The 15,138-nt window shown below is 59.7% G+C and carries 13 protein-coding genes; 4 read left to right on the plus strand and 9 right to left on the minus strand.

Annotated elements, in window-relative coordinates; translation table 11 throughout:
• Nucleotides 1–99: 99 nt before the first annotated feature.
• From LRS06_RS25070 to LRS06_RS25085, 4 genes are all read right to left on the minus strand, one after another.
• The gene (locus tag LRS06_RS25070) at nucleotides 100–585 is read right to left on the minus strand and encodes a hypothetical protein (RefSeq protein ID WP_257873956.1); all 486 of its coding nucleotides are present in this window, start codon (nucleotides 583–585) and stop codon (nucleotides 100–102) included.
• Entirely contained in the window at nucleotides 585–1,361 is a 777-nt protein-coding gene (locus tag LRS06_RS25075; protein ID WP_257873957.1) for a ParA family protein, read from the minus strand. The genes LRS06_RS25070 and LRS06_RS25075 overlap by 1 nt, the downstream gene beginning before the upstream one ends.
• 957 nt (nucleotides 1,362–2,318) lie before the next feature.
• Nucleotides 2,319–2,534 (minus strand): hypothetical protein, encoded by a 216-nt coding sequence (locus LRS06_RS25080; RefSeq protein ID WP_257873958.1) that lies wholly within the window; start codon nucleotides 2,532–2,534, stop codon nucleotides 2,319–2,321.
• A 42-nt stretch (nucleotides 2,535–2,576) separates the two neighbouring features.
• Entirely contained in the window at nucleotides 2,577–2,750 is a 174-nt protein-coding gene (locus tag LRS06_RS25085; RefSeq protein WP_257873959.1) for a hypothetical protein, read from the minus strand.
• A 453-nt stretch (nucleotides 2,751–3,203) separates the two neighbouring features.
• Here LRS06_RS25085 and LRS06_RS25090 point away from each other — a divergent pair, with 453 nt between their 5' ends.
• Together LRS06_RS25090 and LRS06_RS25095 are read left to right on the plus strand one after the other, a co-directional pair.
• Nucleotides 3,204–3,749 carry a WG repeat-containing protein gene (locus LRS06_RS25090; protein ID WP_257873960.1) on the plus strand — a complete coding sequence of 182 codons (546 nt, stop codon included), beginning with the start codon at nucleotides 3,204–3,206 and terminating at the stop codon, nucleotides 3,747–3,749.
• Nucleotides 3,750–3,771: 22 nt separating this feature from the next.
• Nucleotides 3,772–4,911, plus strand: a complete 1,140-nt coding sequence (locus tag LRS06_RS25095) for a hypothetical protein (protein WP_257873961.1) — start codon at nucleotides 3,772–3,774, stop codon at nucleotides 4,909–4,911.
• Here LRS06_RS25095 and LRS06_RS25100 read toward each other — a convergent pair.
• The 5 genes from LRS06_RS25100 to LRS06_RS25120 form a co-directional block, all read right to left on the minus strand.
• On the minus strand, nucleotides 4,908–5,051 hold the full coding sequence (locus tag LRS06_RS25100) for a hypothetical protein (RefSeq protein WP_257873962.1): 144 nt from the start codon (nucleotides 5,049–5,051) through the stop codon (nucleotides 4,908–4,910). The genes LRS06_RS25095 and LRS06_RS25100 overlap by 4 nt on opposite strands.
• Nucleotides 5,052–5,143: 92 nt before the next feature.
• The gene (locus LRS06_RS25105; RefSeq protein WP_257873963.1) at nucleotides 5,144–6,421 is read right to left on the minus strand and encodes a dihydroorotase; all 1,278 of its coding nucleotides are present in this window, start codon (nucleotides 6,419–6,421) and stop codon (nucleotides 5,144–5,146) included.
• Nucleotides 6,422–6,517: 96 nt separating this feature from the next.
• Entirely contained in the window at nucleotides 6,518–7,498 is a 981-nt protein-coding gene (locus LRS06_RS25110; RefSeq protein ID WP_257873964.1) for an aspartate carbamoyltransferase catalytic subunit, read from the minus strand.
• Between the two features lie 759 nt (nucleotides 7,499–8,257).
• The gene (locus tag LRS06_RS25115) at nucleotides 8,258–9,937 is read right to left on the minus strand and encodes a glycosyl hydrolase (protein ID WP_257873965.1); all 1,680 of its coding nucleotides are present in this window, start codon (nucleotides 9,935–9,937) and stop codon (nucleotides 8,258–8,260) included.
• A 282-nt stretch (nucleotides 9,938–10,219) separates the two neighbouring features.
• Entirely contained in the window at nucleotides 10,220–11,095 is an 876-nt protein-coding gene (locus tag LRS06_RS25120) for an AraC family transcriptional regulator (protein WP_257873966.1), read from the minus strand.
• Nucleotides 11,096–11,380: 285 nt separating this feature from the next.
• On the opposite strand from LRS06_RS25120, the gene LRS06_RS25125 reads away from it, so the two are divergent.
• On the plus strand, nucleotides 11,381–13,213 hold the full coding sequence (locus LRS06_RS25125; RefSeq protein WP_257873967.1) for a sodium:solute symporter family protein: 1,833 nt from the start codon (nucleotides 11,381–11,383) through the stop codon (nucleotides 13,211–13,213).
• 238 nt (nucleotides 13,214–13,451) lie between these two features.
• Nucleotides 13,452–15,122: a glycosyl hydrolase gene (locus tag LRS06_RS25130; RefSeq protein ID WP_257873968.1), complete on the plus strand. Its 1,671-nt coding sequence runs from the start codon at nucleotides 13,452–13,454 to the stop codon at nucleotides 15,120–15,122.
• Nucleotides 15,123–15,138 lie beyond the last annotated feature (16 nt).

Genomic DNA, 15,138 nt, shown 5'->3' on the forward strand with positions numbered 1-15,138 from the left:
TCGGGGGACGACCAGCCCCTCCCCTCCCCCACCGCCCAAAAAACAAAGCCAGCCCCCAAAGAGGCTGGCTTTGTTGGTTCAGCTCTTTCTACCCCTCCCCTACTTGGCCGGCGGCAGCTTGCCGGTTTTGCGTAGCTGGGCATCGAGTACCCGGTGCGCCAGTTCCAGGTACTGCTTGATGTTCGAGGGGTTTTCGGGGCTATCCGGCAGCAGGGCCAAGCTGAGCTTAATCTGCTGGACCACGGACCGGGGAAGCTTCACGGAGTGCTCCTGCTCCGGGCTGGCCGCCGGCGTAGCCGGCACCTTAGCTGCCCGCGGCCGGCGGAGCGGTGCTGCTGTGGCGAGCAGCTCGGGCGATGAGGCATCCAGCACAGTGGCTACCGGCGCTGCCATCTGGGGCGCTGCAGCGGCCGGCGTCTCCACAGCAACCACGGCAGCGGCTGGCGCAACCGGCATAGGGGCGATTCCCGTGGCCCTGGCTGTCTGCTCCCCTCCCATGCCGGCGCGGGCTTCCTGGCGCGCTTCTTCGGATACTGGAATACGCCCCCGGCGTGATTCGATTTTAGCAGGCTTGAAGGCAGGCATTAGTTGGCGGCGGTTGAGGTGGAGGAAGTGGACAAGCTGGTCGGAGCCCCAGCAGGCTTGCGGGCGGGCAGGCCCAGGCGTTGAATAAGCTCTTCGCAGAGGCGGCGGATTTCATCGGCCGTTTCCTTGTTGCCGCCGGCATAGCGCAGCCAGGCCGGGTTGAGCAGGCTGTAAAGCGTGGAGGCCCGCGAATAGGCTACCCGGTTGCTCAGGTAGGAATTGAACCGTGAGAGCCCCAGATTGTCGATGTAATCGTCCATCTGCTTTTCTTCCCGACGGCCCGCAATCCGCTTGGTCGAGAGGCCAAAGTACTGGAAGTCGATGCCATGGGTATCGGCCGACTTCTTAATGGCCTCCAGAATGCCCATAAACTCGGCCGTGGAGGCCCGATCCAGGTAATCTGATACCAGCGGCACGATGACAGCGTCGCAGGCGGTGAGCACGTTAAAAACGTCATCCCCATCGGCCCGGCCCGGCACGTCGATGATGATCAGGTCGTAGTCCTTCTCCGGGTCGTCGATAAAGGTGAAGACCTGCTCCAGGCTTAGGGCAAAGACGTCGTAAGGATACCGGGCATCGGGAACCGTCTTGAGCAGTTCTTCAAAGTTGTCGGCGTCGACCTGCTCGCGGGTTTTAACGATGCTCTGCTGGTAGTCACAGTCCAGCACGGCGATGCGCAGACCGTACTCGGTGGCCAGCGGGGCCGCGAGCACCAAGGCAAGGGTAGATTTTCCGGAGCCTCCCTTCTGGGTGGCAAAGCTGATGATTCTGGCCATGGGCAGGTATGCTGGGAGATAAGGAGAAGCCGCCGCGGACGAGAAGCGCCCTTACTGGCAAATGTAGAGGAATTGTGGAGAAGTACCTAAGTAGAAAAAGATAAAAGAGGATTTAGATAAAAAGATAAAAGTAGAGAAAGGGCGATAGGATAAAGGATAAAAGTAGAGAAAAGTAAAAGTAGAGACGACCTACTATTAACAGGTAGAGAAAGCCACTAGTGGAAAGTAATACAAGTAGAAAAAAATAAAAAAAATACTTATCTATAAGTAGAGAATAATAGAAGTAGAAAATATGCGAAAGGGAATAAGAGAAATATTTTAGTGAGTAGAATAGGGTAGAAGTAGAGAAAGGTAATTGTGTAGTGAGGTGTTATAACGTCTGCTTGTGGTCTGGATAAAAGTAGAGAAGAGTCTTTATAGAGAAGGAGAAAAGTAGAGAAAGCGTATCTTGTAAATGAACTGCTAAAGTAAAAAAAAGATATAAGTAGAATAGTATGCAAGTAGAGAAGTAGAGTCAACTCACGAATAGCCCACTGACTTCCGGGCACACGTGAGATAAACGAAGCAGAAAATAGGTGATGTGTACAAGTAGAGAAAGGGAGAAGTGTAACGACATGTCTTTCTCGTCTGAATTACCACAGCTGGAGCTGGATAAATCACCTCAGAACGTAGCATAAGCCAGGAGTACGGCCGAGGATTATACGCCCTAAAACGATGGTCTACCCACGCGGCAACAACACCTGATAACCTGTCGGCTATAACTGCGTACTATCTTCTTACTAACTTTTTGCTAACCATAGAATAGTCTCAGCAAGAAGTCGCCTCTTTTCCGGACTTGAATTTTTTTAGGCAGCTAGCCACGCATTCCGGTGAGTACATAAGAAGTAAATAGAGCATATCAGAGGGAAGTTACGTCCTTCTTCTGTTCGGCCACATTAGAGTAACCCAAGTTGCGGATTAGGTGCCTAATTCGGCGAGGGTGTGGGTGAAGACGAAAAGCCGCAGTTTAAGGACGAGACCTTGCCTCGTGGCGGCGTGAATGGACTTGGGAAACCGCTCGGTAATCTGGCTGATGGTGGTTTCCATGCCTTTGCGGAAATGCTGAATGAGGTACTCCGGCCAGGGCTCGTGCGGGCGCTTGCTATTCTTGCGCTGGTTGGCCTGTAGGCTCACCTGCTCGGCTTGCAGCCAAGCGTCTTCCCAGTCATAGTCCGTTTAGGCGGCATTGGCGTAGAGCACGCTACCTGCGGGCAGTTGTGGGCCCAGGGCCCGCATTCCCGGGATGTCGGCCTGGCAGCCGGCATGGATGTAGAGTTCCACGGGCAGCCCGTCATGGATCATGACGAACTGGACTTTCACACCGTAGAAGTAGCGGCGTTTGCTGGACAATGCGCCGGGGCAGCGCGGGTGTAGTGCCGGCGAATGAAGCGGTCAAGTGCGGCCTGCGCAGCCCGGGGTGCCAAGGCATCCAGGAGAGTTACCTCGTAGTATTGCAGCGGCTGACTCATGCTGAAAAAGCGCGTATCCAGGCCGGTTAATAGCCGGTGATTCAGCTCTGAATCGACTAGGTTTATCTGCGGGGAAATGGGAGGAGCACACCTGCCCAACCCGGTGGCTATAACTACCATTAGCACGCTTGCAGCGCAGGTGCGAAGCCGGGAAAGCAACAACGGGCAGCGCGAGCTGCTAGAGAAGACGTTCATAAGGTGCTCACAAGGCCACCAGCCGCAGCTCACCAAGCGAAGCCGTGCCGTAGCACAAGGCGAACTTAGCGGAATAATCACCCACCCCAACCTTCCGCCAATCGCGCCCGAATACGGAAGGAATTTATTGTTCAGCCCCATGTCGAAAGTCCCTGTCGCCTTGCTGTTATTCGGCTGCCTGAGTGTGGCTGCTTGCCGCCCCGAGACTCGGGCCGAGCACCCGGCCGGGCCGCTCCGGCTGGTGCAGCGCCTTTCCGACGATGCCTGCGCCTACGTGTCGGCGGCCGGTGATACCGTGATTCCCTTCGGGCGCTACGCCAGGGCGGCCACCGAACGGTTCGACAAGGTAGCGCTGGTTCTCCAGCCCGGTGGGAACTGGGTGGGCATCGACCGGCAAGAGCGGGTGCTTTTCCGCCCGTTTATTTTCGACAACGGCCCCGACTACCCCGCCGAGGGCGTGCTGCGCATCGTGGACGCCGCCGGGCTGATTGGCTACGCCGACACTGCCACGGGGCGCGTGGTGCTGGCCCCACAGTACGAAGCCGCCTTTCCCTTCGAGCACGGTCGGGCGCGGGTAGGCCGCCGCTGCCAGCTGGTACGCGAGGGCGAACATTCGTATTGGGCCTGCGCGGCGTGGCAGTCCATTGACCATGCGGGCCGCCCCGTGCCCGATGCTATTCCGTAATTTCCGGCAACGCTGCCCAACCATGACTCTCTCGCAAACTCACCGGCTTCGCCACGAGCAAACTGGTCAAAGCAGCACGCTTACGCTGATGAACAGCCAAGTCAGCACGGAGACGACCCGCGGCGGCAAAACCCGGCGCACGGAAAAGCTTTTTGCCACGGTGGCCGAAGCCGCTGCGTACGCCGAGCGCCAGGAGTGGGCATTGTTGAAAAAGGGGTTTGTGCTGCACCACCAGGCCGCAGTTCCCGGCGAGCCGCTGCTGCACTGCTTTATTGGGGGCGGCTACACGGGCAGCCTGGCCTTTGCCGAAACGCCCCAGGGCCTGTATGTCTATAAAAATGGCTGGTTCCGCTCGGCTACTGACCAGCAGGATTTCCTGCTGCGGCTGGATGTGGCCGGGCGCGTACACGATACCGTGGCGCTGCCCACCATTCTGGCTTGGGACGCGCACTACCAGCCGGCCTGGCAGGCGCTGGTGCTCGACCTCGACCATACCGTGTACGAGTACCACCTGGCCACGGGCCGCTTCCGGGCGCTGAGCAAGCCCGGGCAGTGGTCGTCCAGCTTCGTGGCCGTGGCGGCGGGCCGTACGGCCTTTGCGGCCAACCATGAGCTGGTAGTGCTGGGGCCCGATCGGCAGGCGCTGTTCCGGCAGCCGTTCACCACGCAGCTGCTTAAGGGCTCCCCGGTTTTCGCAGCGGCGCTGGGGCGGAATGGAGAGGTATTGGCCCTGCATACCGTGCCAGGGGAGGTGCAGCTGCGCAGCACCCTGGACGGCACCTTGCAGCACACGCTCACGGGGGATTTCGGGCTGGTGCGACAGCTGGAGTTTATGTGCAACGACCAGCTGCTGCTCTTGCTGGAGCTACACGGCACCGGCCGCCTGCGATGCTTTGATTTGGCGCAGCACGCGGAAGTCAATTTTACCTTGTTCAGGGGCGAAGACGGGCCCTCGTGGGTAAAAACGTGCTGCCTCAACGCCGACCAGTCGCGCCTAGCGGTGCTCAACGGCAGCTGGGTCGAGCTGTTCGATACGGCCACCCGGCAGCTGGTACACCGCTTCCGGCTTCGTCACTGCGTGAAAACGGCGCGCCTGCGGTTTATTGGCAACACCCTTGGGGCACGCACCGATTACGGTTGTTTCAGCCTCTATCAGGGCTAAGCTGGCGCCTCGGCGTAGCTTACCGGGGCATCGTCGGGAATGCTGCCTTCGGCGTTGGTATGGCGCAGCTTCAGCACAGCCCGGGTGGGAGCAGACCAGCGGGCTTCGACAGGCTCCCGGGCGGTAGGCTTGCGCTGCAAGAGCCGGCGCGGACCGTCGGCCGCTATCTGCGCCAGGCCCAGGGTGTTGGCCTGGTCGCCGCCATCCAGGCTGGTCCCAGCGCAACCAACTATCAGCGCTCCAGCAGGATTTCTGTGCCCAAAATCACCAGGTCTACCCGGCCTTTCAGCGTTTGGTCGATGAAGGGTGTGTTCTGGGATTTGGATTTCATGAATTCCCGCGTGAAGGTGGTTTCCGCATCGGTATCGAACAAGACGCACTCGGCTTGCTGACCAACTTCGATGGTGGGTACCGGCAGGCCCATCAGACGGCGGGGCTCGGCCGAATAGCGCTTCACCACCAAGTCCCACCCGAATTTCCCGGGCTCGACGAAGAAGTGATAAAGCGACACCAGAGCTGTATCCAGGCCGGTGATGCCGTTGGGGGCGCTGATGAAATCCTGGGCTTTTTCGAACGGCGTGTGCGGCGCGTGGTCGGTGGCAATGAGGTCGAATACGCCTTCAATAAGCCCCTCGAGCAGCGCATCACAATCGGCCTGCGTCCGCAGCGGCGGGTTCATTTTATAGTTCGTGTCGTAGTCTCCGATGTGTTCGTCGGTGAACAGCAGGTGGTGCGGGGCCACTTCCGCCGTCACCTTCACATCGCCGCGGGATTTCCACCAGCGGATGGTTTCCATGCCGAGCTTGCTGGAAACGTGCTGGATGTGCACATGCGCGCCCGCCGCCCGGGCCAGGCGGATGTCGCGGTCGATGATAATTTCTTCCGCGCACGCCGGTGAGCCTTTGATGCCGAGCCGGTAGCTCATCACCCCTTCGTTCAGGGCGCGCGGTCCGGCCAGCTCCGGCACCTCGCAGTGGCTGGCGAAAAACATTCCAAACTCGGTGGCGTACTGCATTGCCCGCAGTAGCACGGCGGGGTCGCTGGTGGTATCCCCGTCGTCGGTGAGCATTTTCACCCCGAGCGTACGCATTCCTTCGATTTCCGCCAGTTCCTTGCCCTGGCGGTCTTTGGTGACGCAGCCGGACGTGTATACCGGAATGCGGGCCTTGCGTTTGGCATTGTCCAGCACGGTGGCCACCGAGGTTGCCGAGTCGAGGGCCGGGCGGGTATTCGGCATCATGACCACGCCGGTAATGCCGCCGTTGATAGCCGCTTCGCTCCCCGTAGTGATGGTTTCCTTGTTCTCAAATCCGGGGGCGCGGAAATGGACGTGGGCATCAAACATGGCTGGCATAAGAACCCGACCACGTGCGTCGATGACGCGGGCGCCCTCGGGAATGGTTAGGCTTTTGCCGATGTCTTGAATTTTTCCTTCAACAATCAGAACATCACTCTCGACAAGTACGGGTGAATTTTCGGAGGCGATGCGGGCGTTTTGAAGGAGGAGCATGGGTGAGAGAGTGCTGTAAACCGGCAAGGGGGAGGGGGATATTCTGGCTGTTAGAGATGAAAATACACGGGCGGGGCCAGCCGTAGCGACCGGCGTTTAGGGCAAAATCGCCGTTGAGCTGGCTTGCTGCCGTGCGATATACGATTCCTGCTTCGGGAACTCCCCGCCCGGCGTGAGCCAGTCGAGCACGGCCATGCGAATGGAAATACCGTTTTCGACCTGGTTGGTGATCAGGCTGCGCTCGTAGTCCATGACGGCGTCACAGAGTTCAACTCCCCGGTTCACGGGGCCGGGGTGCATGATGTAGAGGCCCCGGTCACGGATTTCCGCTAGCCGGGCGTTGGTGATGCCATAGACCCGGTGGTATTCGCGGACGTTGGGGAAAAACTGCACGTCCTGGCGCTCCATCTGCACGCGGAGCAGATACACGATATCGGGCTTCCAAGCCATAGCCGCTTGATAGTCGGTGAAACGAGGAATGGTTGTCGGGCCGTACTTGGGCACCAGCGAGCCTGGGCCTAGGTAAGCGACTTCGACGCCCAGCTTTTGCAGCAGGGTGCTGGTGGAGCGTGCGACGCGCGAGTGGAGGATATCGCCGATGATGAGGACTTTTTTGCCCCGGGGGTCGGGAAATTTTTCCTTAATGGTGAAGGCGTCCAGCAGGGCCTGGGTGGGGTGCTCGTGTGCCCCGTCGCCGGCATTGATGACCGACGCTGTGGTTTGGCGAGCTATCATGCCGGGCAGGCCGGAGTGACCGTGGCGGACGACGATGTAGTCGGTGCGCATGGCCTGGAGCGTCTCGATGGTCTCGCGCACCGATTCGCCCTTGGTGATGGAGGAGTGGTCGACGTCGAAATTCGTCACCTCCGCCGAGAGGCGTTTGGCGGCCACCTCGAAGGAGGAGTGCGTCCGGGTGCTGGCCTCATAGAACAGCATGAGTACGGACTTGCCCTCGAGAGCAGGAATTTTTTTCACCGAGCGGGTGAACAATTTTTTAAAAGACGTGGATTGGTCGAGCAGGAACTCGATTTCCTCACGGTGGAGGGAGGCGATGTCGAGCAGGTCTTTACGTGCCATACCGGAGTTGAGGAAAGTGGGGTCGTCTAGCTAAAAAGAACAGAATGAAGTCTTAGTCTACCACTCCCCATGACGGAGAGACGAGCTGTTGGTATGGGGCGAGGCGCTGGTGGCAGCAGTCACGGTTGAGGAAAGGGGTAGAGGTGTCCGTGAGCGGTATGAAGCGGTGGCCGGGCGGCAGCCCACGAACTCAACGGACATAAAAAAACCGTTTCGGAATCCGAAACGGTAGCGAAGTAACACCCAGAAAAGACAATGGAAAAAGCAGAGGCAAAATCGAGAGAATCGATGGCGGCGAAGACCTCTCGGGCCACTCGCGGTTCCTCGCTGAGCAGGGTCCCACGCTTCATCAACAGATTTTTGGGTTGAAGCATACTGCAAAACTACGGCATTGTTGCGCCCGGTAACACAGCGTCGATAGTAATTTTTTTCATACTGACTTTCTCGCATTTCATTTCAGACCCAGCGGGCTAACCGACGCAGGTTCTGTCAGCTTTCCGTCACCAAAAAAATATGGCTTGCATACCCATTCGCTTTGCCAGCATAAGCCACCTTCCGGCGGCAAGCAGCCCAAGTCCCCGGGAGGTCTTGGGCTGCTTCATTTTCGATCGATACAATTGGTGTTGCGGTGGTCAGGCTAGCTGTAGCGTGCCGTATGAGGTGGGCCGGCTCCTGTGTTTTGCAGCTCAAGAGAGGTGACTAAGCCAACATCGATGGTAAGAAACCGCATCGGCAGTATGAAAATAACGCCGCAGTCTGCTATTCCAATTTGGTAAACTTCCGTGTCTGGCGGTAAGTGCCATTGGTGAGAGAGACCTGGTAGATTCCCGCTGCCAGATGCGCCAGGCGCAAACTGTGCTGCGGCCCGCCGGTGTACTCCTGCAGCACTTGGCGGCCCTGGCTGTCGAATAGTGTTACCTGGCTATGTTCCCAGCCCGGGGCCAGACGCAGCGTGAGGCGGTCGGTGGCCGGATTGGGGTACACCTGCACAGGCGGCTCGGTTGCGCTCCGGGCCGTGCTCGTGGACAGGGCGCGTGCTCCGCTAGCCGCGCCATACACCTCAAATTCAAACAAGGAGAAGCCGTAGGTGGTAGCGCGGTTGATGCAGTACACCTTCACGTAGCGGGCCGGGGCGCTGAGGCCGGTGTGGTCGTCGGCCGCGGCCGATGCTTTGCCCCACACGTCTTTAACCGTCGTCCAGGTGGTGCCGTTGGTGGAAACCTGCACCTGGTAGTCGCGGGCGTAGGCGGCCTCCCAGGCCAGGCGCACCCGATTGATGGTGTACGTAGCGCCCAGGTCCACGATGATGTGCTGGTTGTTGGCCGCCGCGCTGGCCCAGCGGGTGGTGCCGTTGGCGTCCACGGCTTTGGGGCCAGTGTGGGTGGTGTTTTCCGAGGACGATACGGTTACCGGGCGGTTGTAGGCCAGGTTGGGCGCCGTGGGCGAGGCGCCGCCCCAGCCGGGCATCTCGCCGCGCACCAGCACGTTGCTGGCGAAGTAAGTATTCTGGATACTGGTGTTAGAGTTGGAATTGGGGTTGAACACCAGCTCCGCCCAGCCCATGAAAAAGCCCCAGCGGGGCTGCTGCGCCAGCAGGCTGGGCGAGGGCAGCACCTCACACTCGCCAATAGCAATGGGCTTGCCCCCTGAGGCATTCACCATGGCATTGTACTTGGCCGTGGTGTAGCCTTGCCCATCGGAGTAGTACATATCCAGGGCCAGCACGTCCCAGTAGGCGCTGCCGGGGTTGTAGTTGGTGAGGTCGGAGGACAGGGAGCTGAAGTCCTGCAGGTCCCAGACCCAGATCAGGTTGGTCAGGCCCTTGGTGTTGCGCAGGTAGTCGCGGGTAAGCTGGAACAGGCGGCGCGTGCCGTTGGCACCGGGGCGGCCGGCCCACCAGAAAATACCCTGATTCATTTCGTGCAGGGGCCGGAAGTACACTTCCACCCCGTTGTTTTCCAGGTCCTGTAGGTAGGTAGCAATGACGTCGAGGCGGGCCTTCCAGTTGTTGTTCAGCGTGGTGCCGTTGGTAATCAGCTCGTTCCACTGGCTGTCGTTGAGGTAACTTTTCACCCCGCCTTCCCACTGACAAGGCTCGGGCTGGGTGGGCGGGCAGGCGTGCCACATCAGGTTGATGATGGCCCCGCTGGCCCACTGCGCCTTGGCTTCGTTGATCATCGTCCAGCGGTTCGACACGTCGGAGCCCGCAAACAGGAAGTCTCCGCTCCACAGGCCGGGGTACTGGCCCGTGATGGAGTAGATACGGTTGGTTTGCACGGCAGGGGAGGAGTTGGGCTCCCGGTTGTGCTGGCCCGCCACCGTGCGCTGCCCGGCGTTGGCATAGAGGTAATTCAGGCTTTTGAAGGAAGTCTGGGCCAGCGCCTGAGTGCCGGCCAGCAGCAGCAGAGCCATTGCCCCGCAGAGTTTGAGGTTGAACATGGTAAGTGAATTGGTGGGTTGGAAAAGAAGGGACAGAGCAGAATGGCGTGGCACCTAAAATCAGGCAAAGCGCGGCCCGCACCGGCCCGGGAAGGGGGGACGGCTGGTCAGGTGGCAGTAAGCAATAGGGCGGGGCCAGGGCGCCGCTCACAGCAAGCGGGCCGGCCGGTAGGCGGTTGGTGTTGCCAATCAACCGGAAAAAAGCAACGAGCCCGCCAGGTCGTTAAAAATTGGCAATAAAACGATAAGAATTAGGAGGTTGAGCGAGGCTTAAGCCCCAGCTCAGATAAACAGGCGCGTGCCCGAGAAGCTCTGCCGAAACTCCTTGGGCGTGCAGTTCTTGCGCTTCTTGAAGATGCGGTTGAAGTTGGAGATGTTGTTGAACCCGCACTTGTAGGCTACTTCGGCCACGCTGTGGGTGGTGTCGATGAGCATGCGGGAGGCGTGGCCCAGGCGGATTTCGTTGAGGCTGTCGATAAACGTGGTGCCGGTGCGCTTCTTGATGAAGCGGCTGAACGACACCTCGGGCATGTTGGCCACCTTGGCCACCTCGGCCAGCGTCACCGGCCGGCTGTAGTGGGCGTTCATGTACTCAAATACCTTCTCGATGCGCCGGCTGTTATAGTGCAGCCGGTCGTTGGTGAAGGAGGAGTCCGAGAGGATGCGCATGTTGCGTGAGGCCGACAGATCGTGCAGGATGGAAAGCAGCTCCAGCACCGAGTCGAAGCCGGTTTTGCGCTCCAGCGACAAGATCCGGTCCCGGATGCGCTCCGTGGCTTCGCGCGAGAACAGGATGCCCCGCTGCGCATTCTCAAACATCTTCTGAATGAAGTTGAGCTGGCTGCGGCGCAGGAACCGCTCGTCGAGCAGGTCCTTGTGAAACTGAATGGTGACTTCCCGGATTTCCTGGCTCTGGCACTGGTGCGTAAACCAGGCGTGGCTCAGGTTGGGCCCCACCAGCACCAGCTCCAGGTCCTCCACTACCTCGATATGGTCGCCCACGATGCGCTTGGCCCCGGCCGCATTCACAATCAGGTTCAGCTCAAACTCCTCGTGGTAGTGCAGCGGGAAGTTGAACTCCTGCTTGACGCGGGAGAAAATCATGAAGCAGTCGTTCTGCGTCAGCGGGGTTATTTCCCGCATCATCTGGTGGGCCATGGGAGAAAACAGTAGTGGGATGCGTTAAAACTACAAGGTTTTGATAAGATAGTATCTGCCATGTATCAGGCGCTGCTGACCATAAAAACACCTAATAGAGGATATAGAGGCCATATTTAATAGACATGATCCTGTGCTAGGCTATTTAAGTATCTGATTATGCTAAAACATCATTAATAAAGGCGTGGAGGGCACGGTACTTTTGGATCTATTCGGCAGGCAGGTTGGCACCACCTGCTCAAGGGTGTTCTACCCGCTGCGTTTCTCACCTCCCACCATTCCTGTATGCGTCTACATCTGCTCGACCTGCTCATCATTGCTGCCTACCTGCTCACCACTGTCTTCATTGGGTTGTGGTACCGCAAAAAGGCCCGCGAAGACAAGGACAGCTACCTGCTCGGCGGCAAAACCCTGCCCTGGTACAAGCTCGGCCTGAGCGACGCCTCCGACATGTTCGACATCAGCGGCACGATGTGGATGGTGAGCCTCTGCTTTGTGTATGGCATGAAAAGCATCTGGATACCGTGGCTGTGGCCGGTGTTCAACCAGGTGTTTCTGATGATGTACCTCTCGCGCTGGCTGCGCCGCTCCAACGCCTCTACCGGGGCCGAGTGGCTGGCCACGCGCTTTGGCACCCGCGGGCCGGGCGTGGCGGCCTCCCACCAGGTGGTTATTGCCTTCGCGCTGCTCAGCTGCCTGGGCTTTCTGGCCTACGGGTTCGTGGGGCTGGGCAAGTTCATCGAAATCTTCGTGCCCTGGACGCTGGTAAAGGACTACGTGCCCTTCGCCGTGGCCCCGCAGTACGTGCCGCACATGTACGGCATCGTGTTCACGCTCTTTGCCATGTTCTACTCCATCATCGGGGGCATGCACAGCATCGTGCTCGGCGACCTGATCAAGTACGCCATCATGACGGTGGCCTGCCTGGCTATTGCCGTCATTGCCTACCTGGAGCTGCAGGGCAAGACCTTGAACGTGCCGGATGGCTGGTATAACCCGTTTTTCGGGCAGCGGCTCGACCTCGACTGGTCGCGCATTATCGGGCAGGTCAACCAGAAAATCGACAGCGACGGGTACTCCCTGTTCAGCATCTTCTTTATGATGATGGCCTTTAAGGGCGTGTTTGCCTCCCTGGCCGGCCCCGCGCCCAACTACGACATGCAGAAGATTCTCTCGACCCGCTCGCCCGAAGAGGCCAGCAAGATGAGCGGGTTCGTGTCCATTATTCTGCTGCCCATCCGCTACTCGCTTATCGTGGGCCTCACCATTCTGGGCTTGCTGTACTACGACCAGATGAACCTGGTAGCGCCCGACGGCACCATGGACTTTGAGCGGATTCTGCCTGAGGCCATCAACCGGTTTCTGCCCGTGGGCCTGATGGGCCTGGTGCTGACGGGCTTGCTGGGCGCCTTTATGGGCACGTTCAGCGGCACAGTGAATGCCGCCCAGGCCTACATCGTCAACGACATCTACCTGAAATACATCAACCCCAACTCCAGCACCGGGCAAATCATGTCCATCAACTACCTGGTGGGCGTGGTGGTAGTGGCCGTGGGCGTGCTGCTGGGCTTTCTGGCCAGGGACGTGAACAGCGTGCTGCAGTGGATAGTATCGGCGCTGTACGGGGGCTACATTGCGTCCAACGTGCTTAAGTGGCATTGGTGGCGCTTTAATGCCACCGGCTTTTTCTGGGGCATGCTCACCGGCATTGTGTCGGCGCTGGTGGCCTCGCGGTTTTTTGAGGGTGTGGAGTTTCTCTACTTCTTCCCCGTGCTGTTTGCCTTGTCGATGGCGGGCTCGGTAATTGGGACTTACCTCTCGCCGCCTACCGACGTGGAAGTGCTCAAGGCCTTTTACCGCAACGTGCGGCCCTGGGGCTTCTGGGGCCCGATCAACGCCCTGGTGGTAGCCGAAGACCTCGCGTTCCAGCCCAACCGCAATTTCCGGCTGAACATGTTCAACGTGGTGCTGGGCATTATCGCGCAGCTCTGCCTCACCATCCTGCCCATGTACCTGCTGCTTTCCCAGAAGGTGCCGATGCTCGTGGCGCTGGCCATCCTGGCCGTGGTAGTGGTGATTTTGAAAAAGACCTGGTGGAACCGCCTGTCGGACTACTAAGTGACGGGTTTCGACGGGTTAATTTTCTACCAGACAACGCTAAGAATTCATTACACCGGCGGGGCGGGCACCAGGTATCTTTGATTATGGCGTTTGCCCCGGCAGCACAAGGGTAAGGGGAAATTACTGCTGCCTGCCGCAAACGTTTTTCAGCCCGTTTTGCAGCTCCCCCGCGCGGGGAGCTGCAAAATAGTATCAGCCGGTTGCTACTCTGCCCGCTTTTCTGAACTCCCATCCCATGCCTGCTTTTTCTACATTTTTTTCTACTGTCCGCCCAGCCCGGCAGTGGCTGGCGGCGCTGTTGCTGCTGGCCGCCGGGAGTGCCGCGGCCCAAACGCCGCTCAAGTCGCTCAACTACCTGTACAGCATATCCGGCAAGAAAACCATCGGCGGCATCCATAACAAGGAGCCGCTGAATGAGCCCACGTTCTACACCGACAAGTTGCAGTTTGCCACCGGCAAATATGCCGGCCTCTGGGGTGGGGACTTCCTGTTCCAGGAGTACAACAACCGGTGGCAGATGATTCTGGAAGCGGAAAAGCAGTGGCAGCAGGGGGCTTTGGTTACCTTGACCTGGCACGCCTGCAACCCCGCCCAGAACGTGTCGCCCTGCCAGTTTTCGGGCGGCGTGACCAGCACCATGTCCGATGCCGACTGGACGGCCCTGGTCACCGAAGGCACCGTGCTGAACACCCGCTGGAAAACCTGGCTTGATGAGCTGGTGCCCTACTTTCAGTACCTGAAAAGCAGAGGCGTGGAAGTGGCTTTCCGCCCCCTGCACGAAACCAACCAAAGCGCCTTCTGGTGGGGCGGCCGGCCCGGGGCCAACGGCTCCCGCAAGCTCTACCAGATAACCCACGACTACCTGCGCAACACGAAGGGCCTGTCGAACATCGTGTGGGTGTGGAACATCCAGGACTTCCCGACCCTGCCCGCCGACGTAACCGACTACAGCCCCGGCGCCGACTACTTCGACGTGGCTTCGCTGGACTTCTACAACGGGGACGGGCTGACCGCGGCCAAGTACGAGGCCATGCTGGCCGTGGCGGCCGGCAAGCCCATTGCCATCGGCGAGCTGGGCCAGCTGCCCACGGCCGCCCAGCTGCTGGCCCAGCCTAAGTGGACCTATTTCATGGGCTGGTCGGAGCTGGTGTTCTCCCAGAATTCCCCCGCCCAGCTCCAGGCCCTGTACTCCGCCGCTAACGTGCTGACGCGGGAAGAAATGCCCGGCTGGAATGCTGCTACCCCCAACGCGGGCAATCTGGCCTACCAGCGCCCGGTCACGGTGTCCTCCACCGAGGCCCCGAATGAGGCCCGCTTTGCCGTGGATGGCGACCCGACCACCCGCTGGAGCTCCCTCTACGCCGACCCGCAGGAGCTGGTCGTGGACCTCGGGGCCACTTACCTGCTCAGTTACCTCACCATCCTGTGGGAAACGGCCCTGGGCAAGGACTTCGAGCTGCTGGCTTCCACCGACCAAACCACCTGGACCTCGCTGCGCAAAGTAGCCGGCAATACCAGCCTGTTCAACGAGTACACGGACCTGAACGCCTCGGCCCGCTACCTGAAGCTGCGCGGCACGGCGCGGGGCACGGCCTACGGCTTCTCCATCCGGGAGCTGGCCGTGTACGGCAGCGTGGCCACCGCCGCGGCCGAAGCCACCGACCCCGCCCTGCGCGTGCAGGCCTACCCCAACCCGGCCACCGACCAGCTCACGGTAGCGCTGGGCGCCGCCTGGCCGGCCGCTACCCAGCTCACCCTGCTCACCAGCACGGGCCAGACAGTGGCCACCTTCGCCGGCTCCGGCAGCACCCGCCGGTTGCCGCTGGCCAGCCTGCGCGCCGGCCTGTATTTGCTGCGCGTGCAGAGCGCCCAGCGGGTGCATACTCTCAAGATTACCAAGCAATAAGACTCGCTTCACCCAG

The sequence above is a fragment of the Hymenobacter sp. J193 genome (assembly GCF_024700075.1).
Classification (GTDB): Bacteria; Bacteroidota; Bacteroidia; order Cytophagales; family Hymenobacteraceae; genus Hymenobacter.

What these genes read in the sequence shown, in the direction of transcription:
- LRS06_RS25090 (WP_257873960.1), top strand. Translation starts at nt 3,204, where the DNA reads ATGTCGAAAGTCCCTGTCGCCTTGCTGTTATTCGGCTGCCTGAGTGTG.
- LRS06_RS25115 (WP_257873965.1), bottom strand. Translation starts at nt 9,937, where the DNA reads ATGTTCAACCTCAAACTCTGCGGGGCAATGGCTCTGCTGCTGCTGGCC.
- LRS06_RS25105 (WP_257873963.1), bottom strand. Translation starts at nt 6,421, where the DNA reads ATGCTCCTCCTTCAAAACGCCCGCATCGCCTCCGAAAATTCACCCGTA.
- LRS06_RS25125 (WP_257873967.1), top strand. Translation starts at nt 11,381, where the DNA reads ATGCGTCTACATCTGCTCGACCTGCTCATCATTGCTGCCTACCTGCTC.
- LRS06_RS25120 (WP_257873966.1), bottom strand. Translation starts at nt 11,095, where the DNA reads ATGGCCCACCAGATGATGCGGGAAATAACCCCGCTGACGCAGAACGAC.
- LRS06_RS25110 (WP_257873964.1), bottom strand. Translation starts at nt 7,498, where the DNA reads ATGGCACGTAAAGACCTGCTCGACATCGCCTCCCTCCACCGTGAGGAA.
- LRS06_RS25130 (WP_257873968.1), top strand. Translation starts at nt 13,452, where the DNA reads ATGCCTGCTTTTTCTACATTTTTTTCTACTGTCCGCCCAGCCCGGCAG.
- LRS06_RS25095 (WP_257873961.1), top strand. Translation starts at nt 3,772, where the DNA reads ATGACTCTCTCGCAAACTCACCGGCTTCGCCACGAGCAAACTGGTCAA.
- LRS06_RS25075 (WP_257873957.1), bottom strand. Translation starts at nt 1,361, where the DNA reads ATGGCCAGAATCATCAGCTTTGCCACCCAGAAGGGAGGCTCCGGAAAA.
- LRS06_RS25070 (WP_257873956.1), bottom strand. Translation starts at nt 585, where the DNA reads ATGCCTGCCTTCAAGCCTGCTAAAATCGAATCACGCCGGGGGCGTATT.